The sequence below is a fragment of the Streptomyces anulatus genome (assembly GCF_014650675.1).
Lineage (GTDB): Bacteria > Actinomycetota > Actinomycetes > Streptomycetales > Streptomycetaceae > Streptomyces > Streptomyces anulatus.
The window spans coordinates 430,886-453,089 of the sequence record NZ_BMVK01000002.1; the positions used below are offsets into that span (position 1 = coordinate 430,886).

A 22,204-nucleotide genomic window follows, 5' to 3' on the forward strand; every position below is an offset into this window, starting at 1 on the left:
CGCTCCATCCTCCCCCGCGCGCCGCCCGGATCCCGTGCGCCGCTCAGAACAGCGTGGACTCCTCCGGCGCGGCCAGCTCCTCCAGCAGTTCGGGACCGTTGTTGCGGACGTTGCTGACGGCGGTGGCGACCGGGTAGGCGCGCATCAGCCCGCCGGGCGGCGGCTCCAGCAGCGCGCGGAGCTCGTCGAGGCCCGTGTGCGTGGGGTCCAGCCAGGTGTCCCAGCGGTCGGGGGTGAGCATCAGCGGCATCCGGGGGTGGATGTCGGCGAGCGCGCCGGGCCCCTCGGCGGGGGCGACGGCCAGCGGGGTGGTCTCCGCTTCGGTGGTGATCACCGAGCACGTCACCCACCAGGCGTTCTCGTGGTCGCCGGGCAGTGTCGCGTCGCGCCAGAACTCGTACAGTCCGGCCATCGCGAAGACCGACCCGTCGGCGGGGGTCACGAAGTACGGCTGCTTGCGGGCCCGCTTCTTGCCCTTCTTCTCCTCCAGCTGCCGTTCCTCCGAGCCGGTGACCCACTCGTAGTAGCCGTCGGCGGGCAGGATGCAACGGCGCTGGGCGAAGGCGCGGCGGAAGGAGGGCTTCTCGTGCACGGTCTCCGCGCGGGCGTTGATCATCCGGGCGGCGCCCTCGGGCGTCTTCGACCAGGACGGTACGAGTCCCCACTTCAGGGCACGCAGCTGGCGAACCGGACGCCGGTCGTCGGCGTCCTTAACAGGACGCTCCAGAATCGCGTAGACCTCTTTGGTCGGCGCCACGTTCCAGTCCGGCTCCAGGGCCTCGGTGGGTTCCCACTTCTCGACGCCGAAGAGTCCGGTCAGGTCCTCGGGCTTCCGACTCGCTGCAAACCGTCCGCACATAAGTGCCAGACTGCCACGACCGCCCGCCCCGACCGCAAGGAGTCGCCCGGCCGATGAACAGCACCGAATTGGGCGATCTGTGGGATCGCGTCACCGGAACCCAGTCCGCTCCCGAGCAGTGGCTGGTGGTGGTGACGGCCACCCTGGCGCTCATCGCCGTCGTGCCCAATCCGATATGGCGGCTCGCGCGCAACACCATCACCATCGCGCACGAGGGCGGCCACGGCCTGGTGGCGCTGCTCACCGGGCGACAGCTCTCCGGCATCCGGCTGCACTCGGACACCAGCGGCCTGACCGTGAGCCGCGGCAAGCCGACGGGGATCGGCATGATCCTCACGGCGGCGGCGGGCTACACGGCCCCCTCGCTGCTGGGCCTGGGCGGCGCCTGGCTCCTGACCAACGGCAGGATCACCCTCCTCCTGTGGGTGGCGACGGCCCTGCTCGCGGTGATGCTGGTGATGATCCGCAATGTGTACGGTGCCCTCACCGTCATCCTGACCGGCACCGCCTTCCTGCTGGTGTCCTGGCTGGCCTCCTCGGACGTCCAGGCGGCGTTCGCGTACGCGGTGGTGTGGTTCCTGCTGCTGGGCGGGGTGCGGCCGCCGTTCGAGCTCCAGTCCAAGCGGCGCTACGGAGGCGCCCCGGACTCCGACGCGGACCAGCTGGCCCGGCTGACCCACGCCCCGGCGGTGCTGTGGCTGTTCCTCTTCCACGCGGTGTCGCTGTGCTCGCTGATCGGCGGCGGGCGGTGGCTGCTGGGGTGGTGAGGGCGGGTCGGACCGCCGCGGTCCGTGCCACTCCTTCACTACGGTCCGGTTTCCGCCCTTTTGATCAGGATCCGGGTCGGCGTGGAGCCACTAAAGTAAGGGCCATGACCGAGAGTTCCGTGCACCCCGCCCTCTGGCCCGCCCCCCACGCGAGCGGCGCCGTCGACGCGACCGTCACCGTGCCCGGATCCAAATCGGTCACCAACCGCGCGCTCGTGCTGGCCTCGCTGGCCGCCGAGCCGGGCTGGCTGCGCCGCCCGCTGCGCTCCCGCGACACCCTGCTCATGGCCGACGCGCTGCGCGCCATGGGCGTCCGGATCGAGGAGACCGTCTCCTCCTCGTCCGCCACCAGCCCGTCCGCCGCGGCCTCCCCGGACAGCTCGGGCGAGGCATGGCGGGTCATCCCGGCGGGGCTCCACGGCCCGGCCTCGGTCGACGTCGGCAACGCCGGCACGGTCATGCGCTTCCTGCCGCCCGTCGCCACGCTCGCCGACGGCCCGATCCGCTTCGACGGCGACCCCCGCTCCTACGAGCGCCCACTGACCGGCGTGATCGAGGGGCTGCGGGCGCTCGGCGCACGGATCGACGACGACGGGCGCGGGGCGCTGCCGCTGACCGTGCACGGCGGCGGGGCGCTGGAGGGCGGACCGGTGGCGATCGACGCCTCGTCCTCCTCGCAGTTCGTCTCGGCGCTGCTGCTGTCGGGACCGCGGTTCAACCAGGGCGTGGAGGTCCGGCACACCGGGTCCACGCTCCCCTCGATGCCGCACATCCGGATGACCGTCGACATGCTGCGGGCCGTCGGCGCCCAGGTGGACGAGCCGGAGACGGGCGGCGAGCGGAACGTCTGGCGGGTCTCCCCCTCCGCCCTGCTCGGCCGGGACCTGACGATCGAGCCGGACCTGTCCAACGCCCAGCCGTTCCTGGCCGCCGCCCTGGTGACCGGCGGCCGGGTCACGATCCCCGACTGGCCCGAGCGCACCACCCAGCCGGGCGACGCGCTGCGCGAGATCTTCACCGCGATGGGCGGCAGCTGCGAGCTGACCGAGCGCGGGCTGACCTTCACCGGCACGGGACGTGTCCACGGCATCGACGTGGACCTCGGCGAGGTCGGCGAGCTGACCCCGGGCATCGCGGCGGTCGCGGCGCTGGCCGACTCCCCCTCCACGCTGAGCGGCGTCGCCCATCTGCGGCTGCACGAGACGGACCGGCTGGCCGCGCTGACCAAGGAGATCAACGAACTGGGCGGCGATGTCACCGAGACGGCCGACGGGCTGCACATCCGCCCGCGCCCGCTGCACGGCGGCGTCTTCCACACGTACGACGACCACCGCATGGCCACCGCCGGGGCGATCATCGGCCTGGCGGTGAAGGGCGTGGAGATCGAGAACGTGGGCACGACCGCCAAGACCCTGCCGGACTTCCCGGACATGTGGACCGGAATGCTCGGGGCCTAGACGATGCGCCGTTACGGGAAGAACCCCGACGAGGACGACATCCGCGTCCGCCCCAACCGCAAGGGCAACCGGCCGCGTACGCACATCCGGCCCAAGCACGAGGACGCCGAGGACGGCATGGTCCTCACCGTCGACCGGGGCCGGCTCACCTGCCTCGTCGAGGGCCGGACCGTGGTGGCGATGAAGGCCCGCGAGCTGGGCCGCAAGGCCGCCGTGGTGGGCGACACCGTCTCCATCGTCGGCGATCTCTCCGGCGAGAAGGACACCCTGGCCCGGATCGTGCGCATCGCCCCGCGCCGCACGGTGCTGCGCCGTACGGCGGACGACGACGACCCGTACGAGCGCGTGGTCGTGGCCAACGCGGACCAGCTGGCGATCGTCACCGCCCTGGCCGACCCGGAGCCCCGCCCGCGCATGATCGACCGCTGTCTGGTGGCGGCGTACGACGGCGGGCTCACCCCGCTCCTGGTGCTGACCAAGTCCGACCTCGCGTCCGCGGACAAGCTACTGGAGGCGTACACCCCGCTCGGCGTCCCGTACATCGTGACCAGCCGTGAGGAGCTGGAGAGCGGGGACGCGGCGGACCGGGTGCGCGCGTTCCTCAACGACCGGGTCACCGCCTTCGTCGGGCACTCCGGGGTCGGCAAGACGACGCTGGTCAACGCCCTGGTGCCGAAGGACAGACGGCGGACCACGGGCATCGTCAACGCGGTCACCGGCCGGGGGCGGCACACCACCACCTCGGCCCTCGCGCTGCCGCTGCCCGGCGACCGGGGCTGGGTGGTCGACACCCCGGGCGTGCGGTCCTTCGGTCTGCACCACGTCGACCCGTCGCGCGTCATCCACGCCTTCCCGGACCTGGAGCCGGGCACCGAGAACTGCCCGCGCGGCTGCACCCACGACGCGAACCAGCCCGAGTGCGCGCTGAACGCCTGGGTGGCGGAGGGACACGCCGACCCGGCACGGCTGGACTCCCTGCACCGACTGCTCGCGACCCGGGAACGGCGCGAGGGCGACTGACGGCGGATCCGGCCGGAATCGGCCGGGGCGGCGCGGGCATGTTTGCGGGCTTCAACGACTGGTAAAGGCATAATCGCACCGAGCGGGACGAAGCCGTCACCTATGCGGGAGGCAACTGACGATGGCGTGGCTGCTGGTCGTGGTCGCAGGACTGCTGGAGACCGGCTTCGCCGTGTGTCTGAAGCTCTCGCACGGATTCACCCGGCTCTGGCCGACGATCGCGTTCGCAGCGTTCGCGCTCGGCAGCTTCGGTCTGCTGACCCTGGCGCTGCGGAAACTGGACGTCGGTCCGGCGTACGCGGTGTGGACCGGGATCGGGGCGGCCGGAACGGCGATCTACGGCATGATCTTCCTCGGTGACGTGGTCTCCACGCTGAAGCTGGTGTCGATCTCGCTGGTGATCATCGGGGTGATCGGCCTCCAGCTGTCCGGCTCGGCCCACTGAGACCCGCCCGCCCCGTACCCGCCTGTCCCGCACCCGCCTGTCGCGTACCCGCCGTCCGTGACGCCTCCCGGACGAGGTGAAGCGCACGGCTGTCCGTGGCGTCGTCGCCCGGCACCGGAACGATCACACAGGACAGCGCGAGGCGTAACGCGATCTCGCAGCGCCCGGCGGTCTCCTCGGGCGACACGGCCGCCATCCGGTCCCGTACGAGAGCGAGCAGTTCCCCGGGGGCCGGCGGCGGTCTCCCGCCCGTACGCCCCCGGGAGTCCGGCCGACGGTCCGGACGGGGCAGCCCCTCCGCCCAGTGCCCCGTGAGCAGCGCCTTGACCAGAGCGTCCTGGCGGGCGGCCCGCACGGTCCAGAGCGCGACGGCGGCCGGGCGGTCGGGCGCGGGGGCGGACAGCGCACGGTCCACCCCGGCGAGATAGCCGTCGGCGGCCCGTCGCAGCAGGGCCCCGGCCAGTCCGCCCTTGGTACCGAACTCGTTGTAGAGGGTCTGCCGCGAGACGCCGGCCAGGGTCGCGACGTCGACCATGCGCACCGTGCGCCAGGGCCCGTCGTCCAGTGCCCGGAGGGCGGCGTCCAGCAGTGCCTGCCGCGCTGTCGGCATCGTCGCCTCCCCCGCCCCGGTCCCTGCGGTTCAGAGTTGACGTGCTCCCGGGGGCTGTCAAGGGTTCCGGGCGGCGCGGGGGCGCTGTAGCCCGGGCCCGGCGGCGCTGGATACTGTGACGGCATGCCCGACTACCACGATGATCTGCGCCTGGCCCACGTACTGGCGGACGCCGCCGACGCGGTGACGATGGACCGGTTCAAGGCTCTCGACCTGAAGGTGGAGACCAAGCCGGACATGACACCGGTGAGCGAGGCCGACAAGGCCGCCGAGGAGCTGATCCGGGGCCACCTGCAGCGGGCCCGCCCGAGGGACGCGATCCTGGGCGAGGAGTACGGGATCGAGGGCAGCGGACCGAGGCGCTGGGTGATCGACCCGATCGACGGCACCAAGAACTATGTGCGTGGCGTGCCCGTGTGGGCCACGCTGATCTCGCTGATGGAGGCCGGGGAGGACGGCTTCCAGCCGGTGATGGGCGTGGTCTCCGCGCCCGCGCTGAACCGGCGCTGGTGGGCGGCGAAGGGCGCGGGCGCGTTCACCGGCCGCAGCCTCACCTCCGCGACCCGGATGCACGTGTCCAAGGTGGAGCGGATCGCCGACGCTTCGTTCGCGTTCTCCTCGCTGTCCGGCTGGGAGGAGCAGGGCCGACTCGACGGCCTCCTGGACCTCACCCGGGCCTGCTGGCGGACGCGGGGGTACGGGGATTTCTGGCCGTACATGATGGTCGCCGAGGGTTCCGTGGACATCTGCGCGGAGCCGGAGCTGTCGCTGTGGGACATGGCGGCGACCGCGATCATCGTGCAGGAGGCGGGCGGCCGGTTCACCTCGCTGGACGGGGTGGACGGTCCGGGCGGCGGAAACGCGGCGGCCTCCAACGGGCCGCTCCACGACGAGCTGCTGGGCTATCTCAACCAGCGCTACTGACCCTCCCCTGGCGGGCCTGTCCGAAACCGTACGGTCCGCGAGGCGTGCCGGGGGCGTGTTGTGTGCTTTTCGCGCGCCCTCCGGCGCGCTTCACCCACCCCTTGTCGACCCGCCCCAAGGGTGCAACTCTGAGAGTCCCCCCACTTGTGAACTTGTGAATCGACTCACAGAGTCGGCTCGCCGAGGAGGTGGCTCGTTTCATGCTCGTCCGTGACGCCATGAGCACGGTGGTCCTCACCATCGGCCCCACCCATACGCTCCGCCAGGCGGCCCGACTGATGTCGGCCCGCCGTATCGGGGCAGCTGTCGTCCATGATCCGGACACCTGCGGGCTCGGCATCATCACCGAGCGCGACATCCTGGACGCGGTCGGATCGGGGCTCGACCCCGACCGGGAGACCGCGTCCGCCCACACCACCACCGACGTGGTGTTCGCCGCTCCGGTCTGGACCCTGGAGGAGGCCGCGGAAGCCATGACGCACGGAGGGTTCCGGCATCTGATCGTGCTGGACGGCGACGGCCCGGTGGGCATCGTGTCAGTGCGCGACATCATCCGTTGCTGGGCACCCGCACGGCGTACAGTCGCGGCCGCCGGCTGACGCCCGGCGGACGCCGGACAGACCGATGGGCCGGACCCCGCGAGGGGATCCGGCCCACCGTCGACGGCAGGCGTCCGGTCAGCCGCGAAGGGCCTGGACCGCGGCTTCCAGCCGCTTGCCGAAGTCGCCGTCCGCCTGGCGGAAGTTGTTGATCGCGCGCTCGGCGATGTCGTCGCGCGAGACCTTGGCGATGAACCCGGCGAGATTCTCGATCAGCCGGACCTTCTCGTCCTCGGAGAAGAGCCGGTAGAGGTCGCCCGCCTGCACGAAGTCGCTGTCCTCGGCGTGGCCGGGGGCCTCGTGGTTCCCGGTGGGGCCGGTGACGGGCAGGGGCTGCCACAGCGGGCGGTCCGTCTGGAACGGGCCGCCGAAGCTGTTCGGCTCGTAGTTCTTGGCGCCCTTGTGACGACCGTCGTAGAGGAAGCCGTCCCGGCTGTTGGTCCGCGCCTCGGTGGCGTGCGGGCGGTTCACCGGCAGGTGGTCGGCGTTGATGCCGACGCGGTAGCGGTGGGCGTCGCCGTACGCGAAGAGGCGGCCCTGGAGCATCTTGTCCGGGGACGGGCCGATGCCCGGCACGAAGTGCGCGGGGCTGAAGATCGACTGCTCGACCTCGGCGAAGATGTTCTCCGGGTTGCGGTTGAGCTCCAGCTTGCCGATCTCGATCGGCGGGTAGTCCGCGTGCGGCCACACCTTGGTGAGGTCGAACGGGTTGAAGCGGTAGCCGGCCGCGTCCGCCGCGGGCATGATCTGGACCTGCACCGTCCAGGACGGGAAGTCGCCGCGCTCGATCGACTCGCGCAGATCGCGCTGGTGGCTGTCGGGGTCCTCACCGGCGAGCTTGTTGGCCTCGTCCTGGGTGAGGTTCTTGATGCCCTGGTCGGTCTTGAAGTGGTACTTGACCCAGAAGACCTCGCCGGCCTCGTTGTTCCACTGGTAGGTGTGCGAGCCGTACCCGTTCATGTGGCGCAGCGTGGCCGGAATACCGCGGTCGCCGAAGAGCCAGGTCACCTGGTGCGTCGACTCGGGCGACAGACCCCAGAAGTCCCAGACGTTGTCCGCCTCCTGCGAGCCGGTGTACGGGTCGCGCTTCTGGGTGTGGATGAAGTCGGGGAACTTGATGGCGTCCTTGATGAAGAACACCGGGGTGTTGTTGCCGACGAGGTCGTAGTTGCCCTCTTCGGTGTAGAACTTCAGCGCGAAGCCGCGGGGGTCGCGCACGGCGTCGGCGGAGCCGAGGTTGCCCGCGACGGTGGAGAAGCGCAGGAAGGTCTCGGTCTGCTTGCCGACCTCGGAGAGGAACTTCGCCCGGGTCCACTGCGAGACGTCGCGGGTCAGCGTGAAGGTGCCGTACGCACCGGCGCCGCGGGCGTGCACGATCCGCTCCGGGATGCGCTCGCGGTTGAAGTGGGCGAGCTTCTCCAGCAGCGCCTGGTCCTGGACGAGAACCGGACCGCCGACGCCAGCGGTCTCGCTGTTCTGGTTGTCGGCGGCCGGCGCGCCGGCCTCCGTGGTGAGCGGTCCCTGCGTCACGTGCGCCTCCTGCGTCATGTCCTGCACTTCGGTGATCGGCCGGCTTCGGTCGCCGGTCCGATGTTCCGCACAGCCTGTCCCTTGGCGTATGCCGGTCTCGATCCTACAATGGACATTGTCCAAGTCAAGCAGGCATCCAAAGTCACTGAGCATCCAAAGTCACACCCGATCGGGACTCGGTTCCCCCACTGTTAGGCTGGGCTTCATGAGCGACCTGCTGGAACGACTTCGTGGACGCGGCTGGCGCATGACGGCGCAGCGGCGTGTCGTGGCCGAGGTCCTCGACGGGGACCACGTACACCTGACGGCGGACGAGGTCCACGCGAGGGCCGTTTCCCGGCTGCCCGAGATCTCGCGCGCCACCGTCTACAACACCCTCGGCGAGATGGTGTCCCTCGGTGAGGTGCTGGAGGTCTCCACCGACCGCCGGGCCAAGCGCTACGACCCGAACGCGCACCACCCGCACCACCACCTGGTGTGCGCCCGGTGCGGTGCCATCAGGGACGTGCATCCCGCGGGCAACCCGCTGGCGGACCTGCCGGCGGACGAGCGCTACGGCTTCATGGTCTCCGGCGTCGAGGTGACGTACCGGGGCATCTGCCCGAACTGCGCCGCCACCGCCTGACCCGGCCACGTCGGGCCCGCCTCCGGGCGGGCTCGCGGCCGTCGCGTCCGCGGACATGACGAAGGCCCGGATCCCAAGGGATCCGGGCCTTCGTCTTTTCAGTAGCGGGGACAGGATTTGAACCTGCGACCTCTGGGTTATGAGCCCAGCGAGCTACCGAGCTGCTCCACCCCGCGTCGGTGAATGCAACATTACGTCAGCGGGTCGGGCGGCGCAAATTCATTCACGCCGCCCGTGGGCCCGGCAGGGTTACGCGGTCAGCTCCTGGTGCAGCGCCTCGCGCAGCCGCGCAGCCCGCTCGGCCACCTCGGCCGGGCCCAGCTCCACCGCTCGCGCGCACCAGCGCTGCCCCTCGGTCAGCTCGCCCCGACGCGCGGCGAGGAGCGCCAGGCGCAGTGCGGCACGGCCGTGTCCGGCGGCGGCCGCACGGCTCCACCACAGGGCGGCCTCGCGCTCGCTGCCCTCGCGGGCCAGCAGCAGCCCGAGGTTGAAGGCCCCGTTGCGGCTGCCCGCCTCGGCGGCCTCCCGGTACCAGTGGGCGGCGCTCTCCACGTCCCCGCGGGCGGCGGCGAGCATGCCGACCCGGACCTGGGCGCGGCGGTGGCCCTGCTGGGCGGCCCGCTCGTACCACTCCTCGCACTCGGTCTTCTCCGGCATCGGCTCGCCCAGCGCGGGCGGTCCCGGCGGCGGCTGGCGTGCGTCCAGCACCCCGGCCAGCCGGAACGCGGCCTCGGCGCTGCCGCCGCCCGCGGCGCAGCGCAGGTGCCGCTCGGCCTCCCGGTCCTCGCCGTCGCGCAGCAGGGCCATGCCGACCTGGAGCGCGGCGTCGGTGTGCCCGGCCGCCGCGGCGCGCTCGTACCAGCCCAGCGCCGTACGGTCCTCGTCGCGTCCGGCGTGCAGGATGCCGAGGTTGAAGGCCGCGTCGACGCTGCCCGCCTCGGCGGCCTTGGAGAACCAGGGCTCGGCCCCGGTGTGGTCGCCCGCCTGGAGGAGCAGCACCGCGAGCGCGTTGGCGGCCTCGCGGTGTCCGGCGTACGCGGCGCGGCGGTACCACTGCTCGGCCTGCGGAGTGCGGTCCTGGGCGGCGCAGAGCAGCCCGAGGTTGTACGCCCCGTTGACGTCGCCCGCGTCCATGGCGGCCCGGTACCAGCGCTCGGCGGTCTGCTGCTCACCGCGTGCGGCATGCAGCGCGCCGAGCGCGTTGGCGGCGTTGCCGTCGCCGTCCTGGGCGGCGCGCAGCCACCACACGGCGGCGCTCTCCTCGTCGCCCGCGTCGCGCAGCAGGAAGCCCAGCGCGCAGGCGGCGCGCGGCTCGCCGTCCTTGGCGGACGTGAGGTACCAGCGTCCGGCCTCCTTGAGCTCGCCGCGCTGCTCCAGGATCGCGCCGAGGTGCAGGGCGGCACGCCGGTGGCCCCGGGCGGCGGCCTGGCGGTACCACTGCTCGGCCTCGCCGACCCGGCCGGCGGCGGGTCCCGCCACGGGGCTGTCGCCGTCGGCCGCGCTCCTGGCTCCCGCGGGACCCGTCGCGCGTACGTCCTGGGCGGGTGCGGGCGGGCCGCCGGGAAGGCCGAGGCCCGTTCCGGTTCGCCCGGAACCGGCGCCCCGGCCCAGGCCGAAGGCGTCGTGCGGGTCCTCGACGGTCTTCCGCTCCAGGGCGCGGGCCAGCCGGTAGGCGGCCTCACGGTGCCCCTGTTCGGCGGCGGCGCGCAGCCAGCGCTCGGCGCCGACGTCGCTGCGGTGCTCCAGCAGGTCGGCCAGCGCGTACGCGCCCAGCGCGTGGCCCTGCTCGGCGGACTGGCGCAGCCAGTACTCCGCGCCGGGCTCGTCGCCGCGCTCGCGGAAGTGCCGGCCGAGCGCGTGCGCGGCGGCGGCGGAGCCGGCCACGGCGGCGATGCGCCACCAGCCGGCGGCCTCGTCCGGGTAGCCGCGCTGGTGCAGCAGGACGCCCAGGTTGTTCGCGGCGGCCCGGTCCCCGTCGGCGGTGGCGGCGCGCAGATACCGCTCGGCGCCGTCCAGCTCCCCCCGGCGCAGCAGCAGCGCGCCCAGGACGCTCATGGACGCGGTGTCCCCCGCGTCGGCGGCGCGCCGGTGACGCGCCTCGCTCTCGGCGCTGTCCGCGGCGTCGACCGCGTCCGTGGTGTCCTCGTCGGACGTGCTCACCGCGGCGCTCGCGTCGATGGCGCCGGTCCGCTGGACCGGTGCGCCCGTCCCGGCGATGGCAGCGGCGAAAGCCGCGTCTACCGCGCTTTCAGCATCTTGGCCGCGCTGCTGCACAAACCGCCCTGTCTCCAACAGAGTTGCCCTGTCCCCCATAAATACCATCGTCGCACCACCTGTAACCCGCGTACACCTGGTATATCGCGGCCAGTGAGGTCACTACAGCGTTTTGTCGACATGCCCACAGGGAGACAAGTCAAACACGTCCGGAAGCAACTGCTGCCCAGCGAACCGCACTTCACGCCCACAGCTTGGGACCGACACGGCCTGCACGCCAACAGGCACGACGAAGGCCCGGATCCCTTGGGATCCGGGCCTTCGTCTTTTCAGTAGCGGGGACAGGATTTGAACCTGCGACCTCTGGGTTATGAGCCCAGCGAGCTACCGAGCTGCTCCACCCCGCGTCGTTGTGTTCAAACCGTACCACGACGCGGGGTGGACTCTTCTCAGCTGCCCTGGTCGGAGCCCTTCTCGGCCCCTTCGGCCGCATCCGGCTTCCTCGCCGGATCCGCCTTGTCCGCGTCCGCCGGTTTGTCGGCGCTCGCGGGCTCGGCCGAGCTGTCCGGCTTGGCGTCGCCCGCCGGCTTCTCGGCTCCGTCGGCCTTGTCCCCCTCGCTGCCCGCCTTGGGCTGCGCGGCGGCGGCTCGCTCCAGAGCGTCCTGAAGAGCCTCCTGGGCCTTGCCGTAGGCCGGCCAGTCCTGCTCCTGCAGCGCCTTCTCACCGTCGGAGTACGCCTTCTGGGCGTCCGCGATGGCCTTCTTGAGCGCTGCGCTGCCGGTGGCCGGGGGCTCATCGGTCTCGCCCGGCGGCTCACTGGGATCGGGCGGCGTCGTGGCCCCGTCGTCCTCGACCCCGAAGACGGCGTTGAGCGCCTCCCCGAGGCTGTTCTCGAAGACGATCTTCGAACCGTACGAAGCGGCCACCTTGCGCAGCAGCGGGTAGTTCTGGTTGCCACCGCGTGTGTAGACCGGCTCGATGTAGAGGAAGCCGCCCTCCAGCGGAACCGTCAGCAGGTTTCCGTACTCGATGTCCGAGTCGGTGCCCTTGAGGTTTCTCACGAACTCGGCGACGTCGTCGTTGCCGTTGAGCTCACTCTGTACCTGGCCGGGGCCCTTCACCGTGGAGGTGACCCGCAACAGCCGCATCTCGCCGTAGTCCTTGCTGGCCGCGTCCGCGTTCACCGCCATGAAGGCACCCAGGTTGGGGCGTCCTCTGGGAGTGAACGTGGTGGTCAGCGAGAACTGCTGCGCTTCCTGGCCCGGCATCTTCATGCTCAGGTAGTACGGCGGAACGGAACCCGGCTCCTTGTTGGTCGGGTCGTCCGGCACCTGCCACGCGTCACTGCCGCTGTAGAACTGCGCGGGGTCCTCGACGTGATAGCGGGTGAGCAGCTCGCGCTGGACCTTGAAGAGGTCCTGCGGATACCGCAGGTGGTCCATGAGCTCCTGCGGGATCTCACCGCGGGACTCGACCGTCCCCGGGAACGCCTTGCGCCAGGTCTTGAGGACCGGGTCCTTGGTGTCCCACTCGTAGAGCTTGACCTTGCCGTCATAGGCGTCGACGGTGGCCTTCACCGAGTTGCGGATGTAGTTGACCTGGTTCTGCTGGGCGACGACCGCGCGCTGGTTGGTGGTCAGCGAGTCGGCCGTGGTGTCACCGAGCGTGGTCCGGGACGCGTACGGGTAGCCGTTGCTCGTGGTGTACGCGTCGACGATCCACTGGATCCGGCCGTCGACGACCGCCGGGTAGGCGTCGCCGTCGATGGTCAGCCACGGGGCGACCGCCTCGACGCGCTCCTTGGGCGTGCGGTTGTACAGGATCCGCGAGCCCTCACCGATGGCTCCCGAGTACATGATCTGCGGCTCGCTGAAGGAGACCGCGTACGCGGCACGGTTGAAGGTGTTGGAGAGACTGACCCCGCTGTCGCCCTTGTAGCTGGTGGTCTTCTCGCCGTCCTCCTCGTAGTCGAGCTCCTTCTGGGGCCCGCCGACGATGGAGTACTGCTCGGTCTTCTCGCCGTAGTAGATCCGCTGCTCGTACTTGCCGAACTCACCGGTGGAGGGCAGCCCCGACTCGGTGAAGTCCGGGGACCCCGTCGGGTTCGTCCCGGTGGTCGTGCCCCGGGCCGCGATGGCGCCGTAGCCGTGGGTGTACGTGAAGTGGTCGTTGATCCAGTTCCGCTTGGGCAGGCCCTGGATGTTCAGCTCACGCAGACCGATGACGGTGTCCTGCTCCTTGCCGTCCTCGTCCTTGTAGCGGTCGACGTCCAGCGTCTTGGGGAACTGGTAGTAGTTCCTCCGCTGCTGGAGCTGCTGGAAGGCCGGGGAGACGACGTTGGGGTCCATCACCCGGTAACTGGCGGCCGTGTTGGCCGCCGCCCGCAGCTTGCTGTCGTCCTCCGTCGTCGCCTGGCCCTCGTAGTCGTCCACCTGGGCGTCATCGATGTCGTACGCGTCGCGCGTGGCATTGATGTTCTTCTGGATGAACTCGGCTTCCTTGGCCTGCTCGTTCGGCTGGACCTGGAACTTCTGCACGATCGCCGGGTAGAGCCCGCCGATCAGGATCGCCGAGAGCACCATCAGGCCGAAGCCGATGACCGGGAGCTGCCAGGTGCGGCGCCACAGCGTCGCGAAGAACAGCACGGCGCAGATGGCCGCGATGCAGAACAGGATCGTCTTCGCCGGGAGGTAGGCGTTGGCGTCGACGTACCGCAGGCCCGTCCAGTTGTCCGCGGCCTTGAAGTCACTGGACTTCACCGCCAGCCCGTACCGGTCGAGCCAGTACGCCACGGCCTTCAGGGAGACGAAGATGCCGAGCAGCACCGAGAGGTGGCCGGTGGCCGCCCCGGTGGCACGGGCGCCGGGGCTGGTGATGCGCAGCCCGCCGTACAGATAGTGGGTCAGCGCGGCGGCGATCAGCGAGAGCACGGTCGCCGCGAAGCCGAAGCCCAGCAGGAAGCGGTACCACGGCAGGTCGAAGGCGAAGAAGGCGACGTCCAGCTGGAACTGGGGGTCCTTCTGGCCGAACGGCACGCCGTTGACGTACAGCAGCCATGTGCGCCACTGGCCGGAGGCGGAAGCTCCGCCGATCAGTGCGACGAGAGCCGTGACGGCGAGCAGCACCCACTTCTTGTAGGGGGCGATGCTCATCCGGTAGCGGTCCAGGCTCTGCTGCTCCAGCGACATCGCGCTCAGCGGCGGCCTGAGCCGGTGCGCGAGCCAGATGTTCACACCGATGGCGATCGCCATCAGCAGTCCGAAGACGAGGAACAGCCCGATCTTGGTCCACAGGGTGGTGGTGAAGACGGATGAATACGCGACCGACCTGTACCAGAGCCAGTCCGTCCAGAACCCGGCGAACATGACGAAGGCCATGGCGAGAACCGCCAGGACACCCAAAGTCATGAGCAGGGTACGGGCGCGCCGGGACGGGCGGCCGACTCTGATCCGTGGCCCGGTCGGGCCTCCGCCGCGGTCCGGCATCTGGAAAGCCAACGTGCGCACCTCGTAGTTCGCGGTCGTGTGAACAGGCCCAGCGATCCTAGAGCCCACCTATGCAACTTACTGAGGCTTTACCTAGTTCCCGTTCCCGGGGCGGAAGGAGGCAGGATATTGCCCATGCCCAACGTTTCCCCCGCAGGACCTCCGATGGCCGCGAGTCCGCTCACCGTCGCCGTCCTCGAAATCGACGCCTATGCCTCCAACCTCGGCTGGGACCAGCCCGCCCGGCTGTTCGCCCTGGTCGACACCGCACAGCTGCGGGTCCAGGAGCCCGGTCTCGCCGCTCAGCTGGGCCTTGAGGACCCCAGCTCCTCGGTCGCCGCGCTCACCCCGATCGAGCAGGACGAACTTCCCCCGGGCACCGCGCTCGACGACTTCCTCGGCACGATCGCCTGGCCCGACGCCGTGGTCGGCTGCGCCATGACGGTGGAGCGGCTGATGCTGCCGCCGTCCGCCGAGGCGTCCGTGCCGGACGGTCTGAACGACAAGCAGCTGACCCAGTGGGTCGCCAAGCACCCCGACCGGCAGGAGGTGCGGATGACCGTGGCCGTCCTGCGGGACGGGGCCCGCGAGTCCGCCGTACGGCTGCGCGAGAAGGACTCCCCCACCGAGGTGCTGACCGGCGCCGGTCTGGTGCCCGGCCTCGCCGAGGCGCTCGCGGCGACGTTCGAGTCCTGATCCGGCCGCTGCCCGGGGCCGTCGTACGGTTCCCGGGCGGCGCGGCCGTCAGCCGGTCGAGCAGCTCGGCAGGCCGGCGGTCTTCCCCGTACGGATCTGCTCCATCGACTTCGTGGCGTCCTCGATGGTCTTGACCCGCACCAGGGTGAGCCCGTCCGGCGTGTCGGCAGCGGCCGACGCGCAGTTGTCGTCGGGCGTGAGGAAGTAGCGGGCGCCCGCGTCCCGGGCGCCGACCAGCTTCATGTTGATGCCGCCGATCGGGCCGACCTTGCCCGCGTCGTCGATGGTGCCGGTGCCCGCGACGAACTTGCCGCCGGTCAGGTCACCCGGGGTGAGCTTGTCGATGATGCCGAGGGAGAACATCAGGCCGGCGCTCGGCCCGCCGACGTCCGCGAGCTTGATGTCGATCTCGAACGGGAACGTGTGGTCCGTCCCGGCCCTGATCCCGACGATCGCCCGGTCCTTCCCGCCCTCCTCGCCGTCACCCTCGGCGGCGGGAGCCTTCGCGGTCGTGATGGTGATCTTCTCGCCGCCCTCGGGGGCACGCCCGGCCTTCTCGGCCGCGGCGGCGGTCTTCGCCGGGACGATGGTGAAGGTGACGTCCTCGCCCGGCTGGTGCTTGGTGACGAGCTTCGCCACGTCGCCGGGCTCCTTGACCACGGTGCCGTCGACGGCCTTGATCACGTCGCCCGCGTGCAGCTTGCCCTCGGAGGGGCTGCCCTTGACCACCGTGGAGACCACGACCTGCGTGGCGACCGGGATGTCCAGCTCCTTCAGGGCGGCCACCTTGGCGCTCTCCTGGGACTGGCTGAACTCCTCGGCGTTCTCCTGGGTGGACTGCTCCTCGGTCTTGCCGTCCGGGTAGAGCGTGTCGTGCGGCACCACGACGCTGTCGTGGGCCAGCCAGCCGTAGACGGCCTCGGCGATGTTCATCCGGTAGTCCGCACCGGTGACGCGGACCGTCGTCATGTTGAGATGGCCGGATGCCGGGTACGTCTTGCGACCGGAGATCTGCAGGACGGGCTCGCCACGCGCGTCACCCAGCGTGTTCACCGTCGGCCCGGGGGACATCTCCGAGTACGGCACTTTGATCAGCACGCCTGCGCAGAGCAGCGCGATGAGGACGAGGGCGGAGGCGAGCATCGTCGCGGTGCGGCGTGGCATGGAACGACAGTACGGGAAGGGCCTGTCAGTGCACCGCCGGGGCCGGTCCGTACGAGGAGGCCGGAACGCGGCGGAAGGTGGTCACGCGGCGTGCGTCGGTCTTCAGAGAGCCCCGGAACCGGAGTGCGATTTCTCCATCGCGTCACGGAACCTGGCGTAGCCGGCGAGTTCGGTGACATCGCCGGTCGTGCGATTGCGGGCAGCCCAGCTCGCCCATATCGCACCACCGACAGCAGCGAAAAGTGGAATCAACAGCCAAGCGAGTGCCGCCATCACGACCTCCCTACCCCATGAGCGACCGGATGCCCGATCAGCAGATTAACGATCCGGAAGACCAACGCTCGTGGCGGGGGTGCGGTTACGCAAATCGGGGCTGATGCGCCCCGGTCCGGTTTGCGCTCAGCAGGCTCCGACCCACTCCTCCGTGCCGTCCGAGAAGCGCTGGTGTTTCCAGATCGGAACCTCGTGCTTGAGGTCGTCGATGAGCTTGCGGCAGGCCTCGAACGCCTCGGCGCGGTGCGGACAGGCGACGGCGACGACCACGGCCAGATCGCCCACCTCCAGTTCACCCACTCGGTGGACGGCCGCCAGTGCGCGGACCGGGAAGTCGGCGACGACCTTCTCCGCCACTCGGCGCAGCTCGTCCTCGGCCGAGGGGTGACAGGAATAGCCGAGCGCGCCGACGTCCTGTCCCGCGTCGTGGTTACGCACGGTGCCGACGAAGAGCGCGATACCGCCCGCCGCGTCGTCGCCGACGGCGCGGAAGACCTCGTCGACGGAGAGCGGGGCGTCCCGGATCGCCAGCAGCCGGATGGGGTCGGCCGCCGCGTGCTCGCCGGGATGGTCGTGGGTGGGTGCCATGCTCCCATCGTGCCGTACGGCTCCGACATCCCGGAATTGCCTGATCTTCCGGCGGCCGGCCGGCCGGTTTGGAGCCTCCTACAGGGGCTGGGCGCGGTCGGCGGTCAGATGCGGCGGCGGGCCTTGCGGGCGCGGCGCACCACGGCGGCCGCGCCGAGCAGGGCGACCGTCGCTCCGGCGGCTCCGGCGGCGGTGGCGTCCTTGCGGCCGAGGCGACGTCCGGCGAGCGTGTGGCGGCCCTCGACTTCTTCGAGGAGGGCTCCGAGAACCTCCTCGTTCGTCCACTTCGGCCGCCATCCCACATCGTGCAGCCGGCTGACGCTGACCACCCAGGGGTGCATCGTGTACGCCAGGTCGCCCGCCGGGGACGGGGTGAGGCCGATCCGGTGCAGCCGGGCGGCGGCCCCGAGCGCGACGGCGGAGGGCAGCTCCATCCGGCGTACGCCGCTGAGCTCCTCGACCTCCTCCTGCTCCAGCCAGCCGTCGCAGCCGACCGCGAACTCTCCGTCGATCTTCTCCAGGGCGGCGTACTCCAGCGCCGTCACCAGGTCCTCGACGTGGCAGAACTGCCAGGTGGGACGCGATCCGGCGACGACCAGGAGGCGCGGGGACTCGAAATAGCGGGTCAGGGCGGTGTCGGTGCCGCCGACCAGGACGGTGGGGCGTACGACGGTGACGTTGAGTCCGGGGTGGGCGCGCGGGGCCCGGCGGCCCAGCCGCTCGATCTCCAGGAGGTCGCCGACGCCGGTGGCCTCGGCGGTGGCGCGCAGTTCGGCGTCCTCGGAGAGCGGCACATCGTTGTCGGCGAGCGCCCCGTAGACCATCGCCGAGGTGCAGAGCACGACGCGGTGGACCCCTACGGCGGCCGCGGCGGTGAGCACGGTCTGGGTGCCGCGTACGTTGTACGCGGTGCGTGCGGCGGGGTCGGTCTCCAGGTCGAGATCGAGGGCCAGGTGGACGACGACGTCCGCGCCGCGCAGCTTCTCGGCGATCGCCGGATCCCGTACGTCCAGGATGTGCCAGGTCGCCTCGGAGACCTCTCCCCGGCGCTCGTCGATCGCGATGACCTGCTTGATCGCGTCGGATGCGGCAAGGTGGGCGGTCAGCAGTTCGCCGATGCCGGTGGCGGCGCCGGTGACCGCGACGACGGGGCCCCGGTTTCTGGGGGTCCTGGGGCGTTTCGTTTCGGGTGTGCTCTCGGGCGAGGGGTCGGTCAGGTTTCGCGCTGCGCGAACCTGCGGATCTGGGGAACTCACCGGGCGTCTCCAGCGGTTGTCTTCAGTACGTACCCGAATGACGCGTACGTACCAGGTGGCGTCCATCCTGCCGCAGGCCGGGAGTCGGCGGAGCACTGAGGCCCGAAGCGGGCGTGGTGTCTACGCTGGATGGTGATGTCGGGCAGTCGCCGTCGGTTCGAGCCGGCGGCCCTACGAGCCGAGGAAACCCGTGAGTGACACCCCATTCGGATTCGGCCTTCCGCCGGAGGAGCCGGAGAACGGCGACGAGGGCAAGAAGAAGGACCCCACCGAAGGTGGGCAGAGCGCGGGCGGGCCCGGAGGCCCGTTCGGATTCGGGCCGGGGGCGGGCGGGGACAACCCGTTCGCCGCAATGTTCGGCTCGATGAATCCGAACGATCTCGGCGCGGCCTTCCAGCAGCTCGGTCAGATGCTGAGCTACGAGGGCGGTCCCGTGAACTGGGACATGGCCAAGCAGATCGCCCGCCAGACGGTCTCGCAGGGCGCCCCGGACGGCTCCAAGGACGCCAGCGTCGGCCCGTCCGAGCGCACGGCGGTCGACGAGGCGCTGCGGCTGGCGGACCTCTGGCTGGACGGTGTGACGTCGATGCCGTCCGGTTCGGTCTCCACCGTGGCGTGGAGCCGCGCGGAGTGGGTTGAGGCCTCGCTGCCGGCCTGGCAGCAGCTGGTCGACCCGGTGGCCGAGCGGGTGGGCCTGGCGATGGGCGATGTGCTGCCCGAGGAGATGCAGGCCATGGCGGGCCCGCTGATCGGCATGATGCGGTCGATGGGCGGCGCCATGTTCGGCCAGCAGATCGGACAGGCCGTGGGCGTGCTGGCCGGTGAGGTGGTCGGTTCCACCGACATCGGGCTGCCGCTGGGCCCGGCGGGCAAGGCCGCGCTGCTCCCGCTGAACGTGGAGAGGTTCGGCAAGGACCTCAGCGTCCCGCAGGACGAGGTCCGGCTGTATCTGGCTCTGCGCGAGGCCGCTCACCAGCGGCTCTTCGCCCATGTGCCGTGGCTGCGGTCGCATCTGTTCGGTGCTGTCGAGGCGTATGCCCGCGGCATCAAGGTCGACACCAGCAAGCTGGAGGACGTCGTCGGCCAGTTCGACCCCTCACAGCCGGAGCAGCTGCAGGACGCCCTTCAGCAGGGCATGTTCCAGCCGGAGGACACGCCCGAGCAGAAGGCGTCCCTGGCCCGTCTGGAGACGGCTCTCGCGCTGGTGGAGGGCTGGGTGGACGCGGTGGTCCACGAGGCCGCGAAGTCCCGGCTGACCTCGTCCGACGCGCTGCGCGAGACGATGCGCAGGCGCCGTGCCTCCGGTGGACCGGCCGAGCAGACGTTCGCCACGCTCATCGGTCTCCAGCTGCGCCCGCGCCGGCTCAGGGACGCCTCGCGCCTGTGGGCCTCGCTCACGGACGCCCGGGGTCTGGAGGGCCGGGACGCGCTCTGGGCCCACCCGGACATGCTGCCGACGGCCCACGACCTGGACGACCCGGACGGCTTCGTGCACCACGAGCAGGCCGACTTCTCCGAGCTGGACAAGATGCTCGGCGAGGCGGCGAAGGGCCCGCAGAAGCCCTCCGAGAGCGATGAGGGCAAGGAAGACGGCAAGGGCGGCCCCGAGCAGTGAGCCTGCACGACGACGCCGTTCTCGTACTGAAGGGGTACGCCCCCGAGGCCGCGCACGGTGACCAGGCCGAGCTGCGTCAGGCCTACCTGGACCACCTGGCACGCCACGACGACGGCATGTGGAAGGCGTGCGGCGCCGGGCATGTGACGGCCAGCGCCCTGGTGATCGACCCGGAGCGCGGGAAGGTGCTGCTGACTCTGCACCGGAAGCTCCGGATGTGGCTCCAGATGGGCGGCCACTGCGAACCGCAGGACGTCGGCCTGGAGGCGGCGGCGCTCCGTGAGGCGACGGAGGAGTCCGGCATCACGGGGCTCACCCTGCTGCCCGGCGGACCGGTCCGGCTGGACCGGCACCCGATCCCGTCTCCCTGCAACTGGCACCTCGATGTGCAGTACGCCGCGCTGGCCCCGGCCGGAGCGGCGGAGCGGATCAGCGAGGAGTCCCTGGAGCTGCGCTGGTTCGGTTACGAGGACGTGCCCGGTGTGGCCGACGCTTCCGTCGTCCGGCTGCTGGAGGCGACGCGGTCCCGGCTGTAGCGGCGGGCGGCATCGGATATGCGTAAGGGGCGGCCTCCCGGGAGCCGCCCCTTACCGCTGTGCCCTGCGGGCGCCGGTCAGTTCCAGGCGTTGTTCTGGTTCTGGCCGTGGGAGCCCTGCTGGCCCATGCCGAACTGGGCGCGGGCGCCCTGGCCGATCTGGGCGTTCTGCGGAGGCATGACCTCGCTCGGCTGGACCAGCGCGAAGCCCTGGCCGAGGAAGCTCAGCTCCCAGCCCTCCCCGGTGTTGCCGCGGCGCCTGAAGACACCCGAGGAGTGTGTCTGGGCCTGCATCTGCACACGCAGGGAGCTGGACCAGGCGACGATCGCGTCGGCGTCGGCGTTGACGTACTTCTCGGGCGTGACCTGCATCATCAGGGGCTGGCCCGAGGTCATGAGGGCGACCTTGCCCGAGCCGGAGATGTTGAGCTGGTACTTGCCGCTGCCGGAGATCCCGTACTGGCTGTCCACCGCGATGACCTCGGTGTGCAGCGAGGAGTCGAGCGCGAGGACGTAGGCGCTGTCCACGGTCATCCCCTCGCGGTCGACGTCCACGACGTGGATGTACTGCGCGAGGTTGGCGAGGTAGACGGTGCCCTGGCCGGACACGCGCATCAGGTCGAGGCCCTCCCCGGTGTTCGCGCGGGCGCGGCGCTGGCCCTGGGACTGGTACTCCCCGTCGAAGTCCATCAGGCCCTGGTAGGCGACCATGGCGCCCTTGCGGGCGAGGATGTCGTCGTGGCCGGTCAGCGAGACCCGCAGGAGCTGCGGGTTCTGGATCGCGTAGCGGTCCTGGGTCTGCTGCTCGGTGTGGCTGAAAAGCGGACTCTGCATGATGTGTTCTCCCTCCCCGTCAGTTCCGGATCCGCAGACGGTCCGTGCTGTCCTCGCTGGGCTGGACGACGACGATGCCCTGGCCGGAGAAGCCCATCTGGTACGCCTCGCCGCTGCCCCGTCCGATCAGCGAGCCGGCCTTGAAGCTCCGCTTGCCCTTCACCTTGAGGTTCGGGGACCAGGCGACGAGTGCGTCCGGGTCGACGTACGTCTCGTCCTCGCCGCGTCCGCAGTCGACGACGATCGGGGTGCCCCGCGAGGTGATGGCGACCCATCCGGTGCCCTGGACGACGACGTTCCACAGACCCTGTCCGGCGAACTTGGCAAGCCCCTTGACCTTCTCGACGCCCCAGGTGAGGTGGGCGTCGAAGGCGAGGAGGTTGGTGCCGTTGACCGAGATGGAGTCGTTGTTGAGGTTGATGACGACCACGTCGGCGCCGTAGTCGGCGAGGTAGAGCAGTCCGTCGCCGGAGCACTTCATGACGGGTGCGCCCTCGCCGGTGATCCACTGGGAGGCGATCTGCCGGACCGCGGGCGGGTTGGGCTCGTACTGGATGAAGCCCTCGTACGCCACCATCGAGCCGGTGCGCGCGAAGAGGTCCTGCCCGGAGGCCATGGCGACCTTGAGCATGGTCTTGCCGTGGTTCTCCATACGGGCCGTGACAGGGGTCGGGGCGAAGCCCGCGAGTTGCTGGTTCATGACGGGCT

The 22,204-nt window shown here is 70.8% G+C and carries 20 protein-coding genes and 2 tRNA genes; 10 read left to right on the plus strand and 12 right to left on the minus strand.

All coding sequences use genetic code 11. The annotated features are described in order from the left end of the window. Nucleotides 1-43 precede the first annotated feature (43 nt). Nucleotides 44-859, minus strand: coding sequence for an SOS response-associated peptidase (locus IE272_RS06645; RefSeq protein ID WP_050360510.1), 816 nt, complete (start codon nucleotides 857-859; stop codon nucleotides 44-46). Nucleotides 860-912: 53 nt separating this feature from the next. Here IE272_RS06645 and IE272_RS06650 point away from each other — a divergent pair, with 53 nt between their 5' ends. From IE272_RS06650 to IE272_RS06665, 4 genes are all read left to right on the plus strand, one after another. After that, complete coding sequence (locus IE272_RS06650; RefSeq protein ID WP_057665688.1) at nucleotides 913-1,626, plus strand: M50 family metallopeptidase; 714 nt, start codon at nucleotides 913-915, stop codon at nucleotides 1,624-1,626. Between the two features lie 104 nt (nucleotides 1,627-1,730). Then, nucleotides 1,731-3,083 carry a 3-phosphoshikimate 1-carboxyvinyltransferase gene (gene aroA / locus IE272_RS06655; protein ID WP_050360512.1) on the plus strand — a complete coding sequence of 451 codons (1,353 nt, stop codon included), beginning with the start codon at nucleotides 1,731-1,733 and terminating at the stop codon, nucleotides 3,081-3,083. A gap of 3 nt (nucleotides 3,084-3,086) precedes the next feature. Next, nucleotides 3,087-4,103 carry a ribosome small subunit-dependent GTPase A gene (rsgA, locus tag IE272_RS06660; protein ID WP_007458143.1) on the plus strand — a complete coding sequence of 339 codons (1,017 nt, stop codon included), beginning with the start codon at nucleotides 3,087-3,089 and terminating at the stop codon, nucleotides 4,101-4,103. A gap of 121 nt (nucleotides 4,104-4,224) precedes the next feature. Continuing rightward, on the plus strand, nucleotides 4,225-4,548 hold the full coding sequence (locus IE272_RS06665) for a DMT family transporter (protein WP_030087230.1): 324 nt from the start codon (nucleotides 4,225-4,227) through the stop codon (nucleotides 4,546-4,548). Here IE272_RS06665 and IE272_RS06670 read toward each other — a convergent pair. Continuing rightward, nucleotides 4,505-5,158, minus strand: coding sequence for a TetR/AcrR family transcriptional regulator (locus tag IE272_RS06670; protein WP_190006448.1), 654 nt, complete (start codon nucleotides 5,156-5,158; stop codon nucleotides 4,505-4,507). The two genes, IE272_RS06665 and IE272_RS06670, sit on opposite strands and share 44 nt — an antisense overlap. 123 nt (nucleotides 5,159-5,281) lie before the next feature. Here IE272_RS06670 and hisN point away from each other — a divergent pair, with 123 nt between their 5' ends. Together hisN and IE272_RS06680 are read left to right on the plus strand one after the other, a co-directional pair. Further along, a complete protein-coding gene (gene hisN / locus IE272_RS06675) occupies nucleotides 5,282-6,082 on the plus strand; it encodes a histidinol-phosphatase (protein WP_050360514.1) in 801 nt (266 codons plus the stop codon). A 200-nt stretch (nucleotides 6,083-6,282) separates the two neighbouring features. Next, nucleotides 6,283-6,681, plus strand: coding sequence for a CBS domain-containing protein (locus tag IE272_RS06680; RefSeq protein WP_032794084.1), 399 nt, complete (start codon nucleotides 6,283-6,285; stop codon nucleotides 6,679-6,681). A 78-nt stretch (nucleotides 6,682-6,759) separates the two neighbouring features. Here the strand turns inward: IE272_RS06680 and IE272_RS06685 are convergent, their stop codons facing one another. After that, the gene (locus IE272_RS06685; RefSeq protein WP_190006449.1) at nucleotides 6,760-8,229 is read right to left on the minus strand and encodes a catalase; all 1,470 of its coding nucleotides are present in this window, start codon (nucleotides 8,227-8,229) and stop codon (nucleotides 6,760-6,762) included. Between the two features lie 187 nt (nucleotides 8,230-8,416). Between IE272_RS06685 and IE272_RS06690 the strand changes: the two genes are divergently transcribed. Then, complete coding sequence (locus IE272_RS06690; RefSeq protein ID WP_073740051.1) at nucleotides 8,417-8,836, plus strand: Fur family transcriptional regulator; 420 nt, start codon at nucleotides 8,417-8,419, stop codon at nucleotides 8,834-8,836. Nucleotides 8,837-8,938: 102 nt separating this feature from the next. Here the strand turns inward: IE272_RS06690 and IE272_RS06695 are convergent. The 4 genes from IE272_RS06695 to IE272_RS06710 all read right to left on the minus strand — a co-directional run bounded on the left by IE272_RS06695 (nucleotide 8,939) and on the right by IE272_RS06710 (nucleotide 14,535). Next, nucleotides 8,939-9,012 (minus strand) — tRNA-Met (locus IE272_RS06695). A gap of 73 nt (nucleotides 9,013-9,085) precedes the next feature. After that, entirely contained in the window at nucleotides 9,086-11,158 is a 2,073-nt protein-coding gene (locus IE272_RS06700; protein ID WP_056700685.1) for a tetratricopeptide repeat protein, read from the minus strand. 225 nt (nucleotides 11,159-11,383) lie between these two features. Further along, a tRNA-Met gene (locus tag IE272_RS06705) sits at nucleotides 11,384-11,457 on the minus strand. 42 nt (nucleotides 11,458-11,499) lie between these two features. Further along, nucleotides 11,500-14,535, minus strand: a complete 3,036-nt coding sequence (locus tag IE272_RS06710; RefSeq protein ID WP_050360518.1) for a UPF0182 family protein — start codon at nucleotides 14,533-14,535, stop codon at nucleotides 11,500-11,502. A gap of 135 nt (nucleotides 14,536-14,670) precedes the next feature. Between IE272_RS06710 and IE272_RS06715 the strand changes: the two genes are divergently transcribed. Then, complete coding sequence (locus IE272_RS06715) at nucleotides 14,671-15,231, plus strand: PPA1309 family protein (protein ID WP_032794690.1); 561 nt, start codon at nucleotides 14,671-14,673, stop codon at nucleotides 15,229-15,231. Nucleotides 15,232-15,279: 48 nt separating this feature from the next. Here the strand turns inward: IE272_RS06715 and IE272_RS06720 are convergent, their stop codons facing one another. The 3 genes from IE272_RS06720 to IE272_RS06730 all read right to left on the minus strand — a co-directional run bounded on the left by IE272_RS06720 (nucleotide 15,280) and on the right by IE272_RS06730 (nucleotide 18,512). Beyond that, complete coding sequence (locus IE272_RS06720; RefSeq protein WP_050360519.1) at nucleotides 15,280-16,395, minus strand: YlbL family protein; 1,116 nt, start codon at nucleotides 16,393-16,395, stop codon at nucleotides 15,280-15,282. Between the two features lie 399 nt (nucleotides 16,396-16,794). Continuing rightward, nucleotides 16,795-17,256 (minus strand): molybdenum cofactor biosynthesis protein MoaE, encoded by a 462-nt coding sequence (locus IE272_RS06725; protein WP_007460082.1) that lies wholly within the window; start codon nucleotides 17,254-17,256, stop codon nucleotides 16,795-16,797. Nucleotides 17,257-17,360: 104 nt separating this feature from the next. After that, complete coding sequence (locus tag IE272_RS06730; protein ID WP_032794687.1) at nucleotides 17,361-18,512, minus strand: SDR family oxidoreductase; 1,152 nt, start codon at nucleotides 18,510-18,512, stop codon at nucleotides 17,361-17,363. Between the two features lie 190 nt (nucleotides 18,513-18,702). Between IE272_RS06730 and IE272_RS06735 the strand changes: the two genes are divergently transcribed. Both IE272_RS06735 and IE272_RS06740 read left to right on the plus strand, forming a co-directional pair. After that, nucleotides 18,703-20,127, plus strand: coding sequence for a zinc-dependent metalloprotease (locus IE272_RS06735; RefSeq protein ID WP_050360521.1), 1,425 nt, complete (start codon nucleotides 18,703-18,705; stop codon nucleotides 20,125-20,127). Continuing rightward, nucleotides 20,124-20,663, plus strand: a complete 540-nt coding sequence (locus IE272_RS06740; RefSeq protein WP_050360522.1) for an NUDIX hydrolase — start codon at nucleotides 20,124-20,126, stop codon at nucleotides 20,661-20,663. Before IE272_RS06735 ends, IE272_RS06740 begins: the two co-directional genes overlap by 4 nt. Before the next feature lie 77 nt (nucleotides 20,664-20,740). Here the strand turns inward: IE272_RS06740 and IE272_RS06745 are convergent, their stop codons facing one another. Further along, on the minus strand, nucleotides 20,741-21,496 hold the full coding sequence (locus IE272_RS06745; RefSeq protein WP_050360523.1) for an AIM24 family protein: 756 nt from the start codon (nucleotides 21,494-21,496) through the stop codon (nucleotides 20,741-20,743). Nucleotides 21,497-21,515: 19 nt separating this feature from the next. Next, a complete protein-coding gene (locus IE272_RS06750; protein ID WP_007460071.1) occupies nucleotides 21,516-22,196 on the minus strand; it encodes an AIM24 family protein in 681 nt (226 codons plus the stop codon). Between the last annotated feature and the right edge of the window lie 8 nt (nucleotides 22,197-22,204).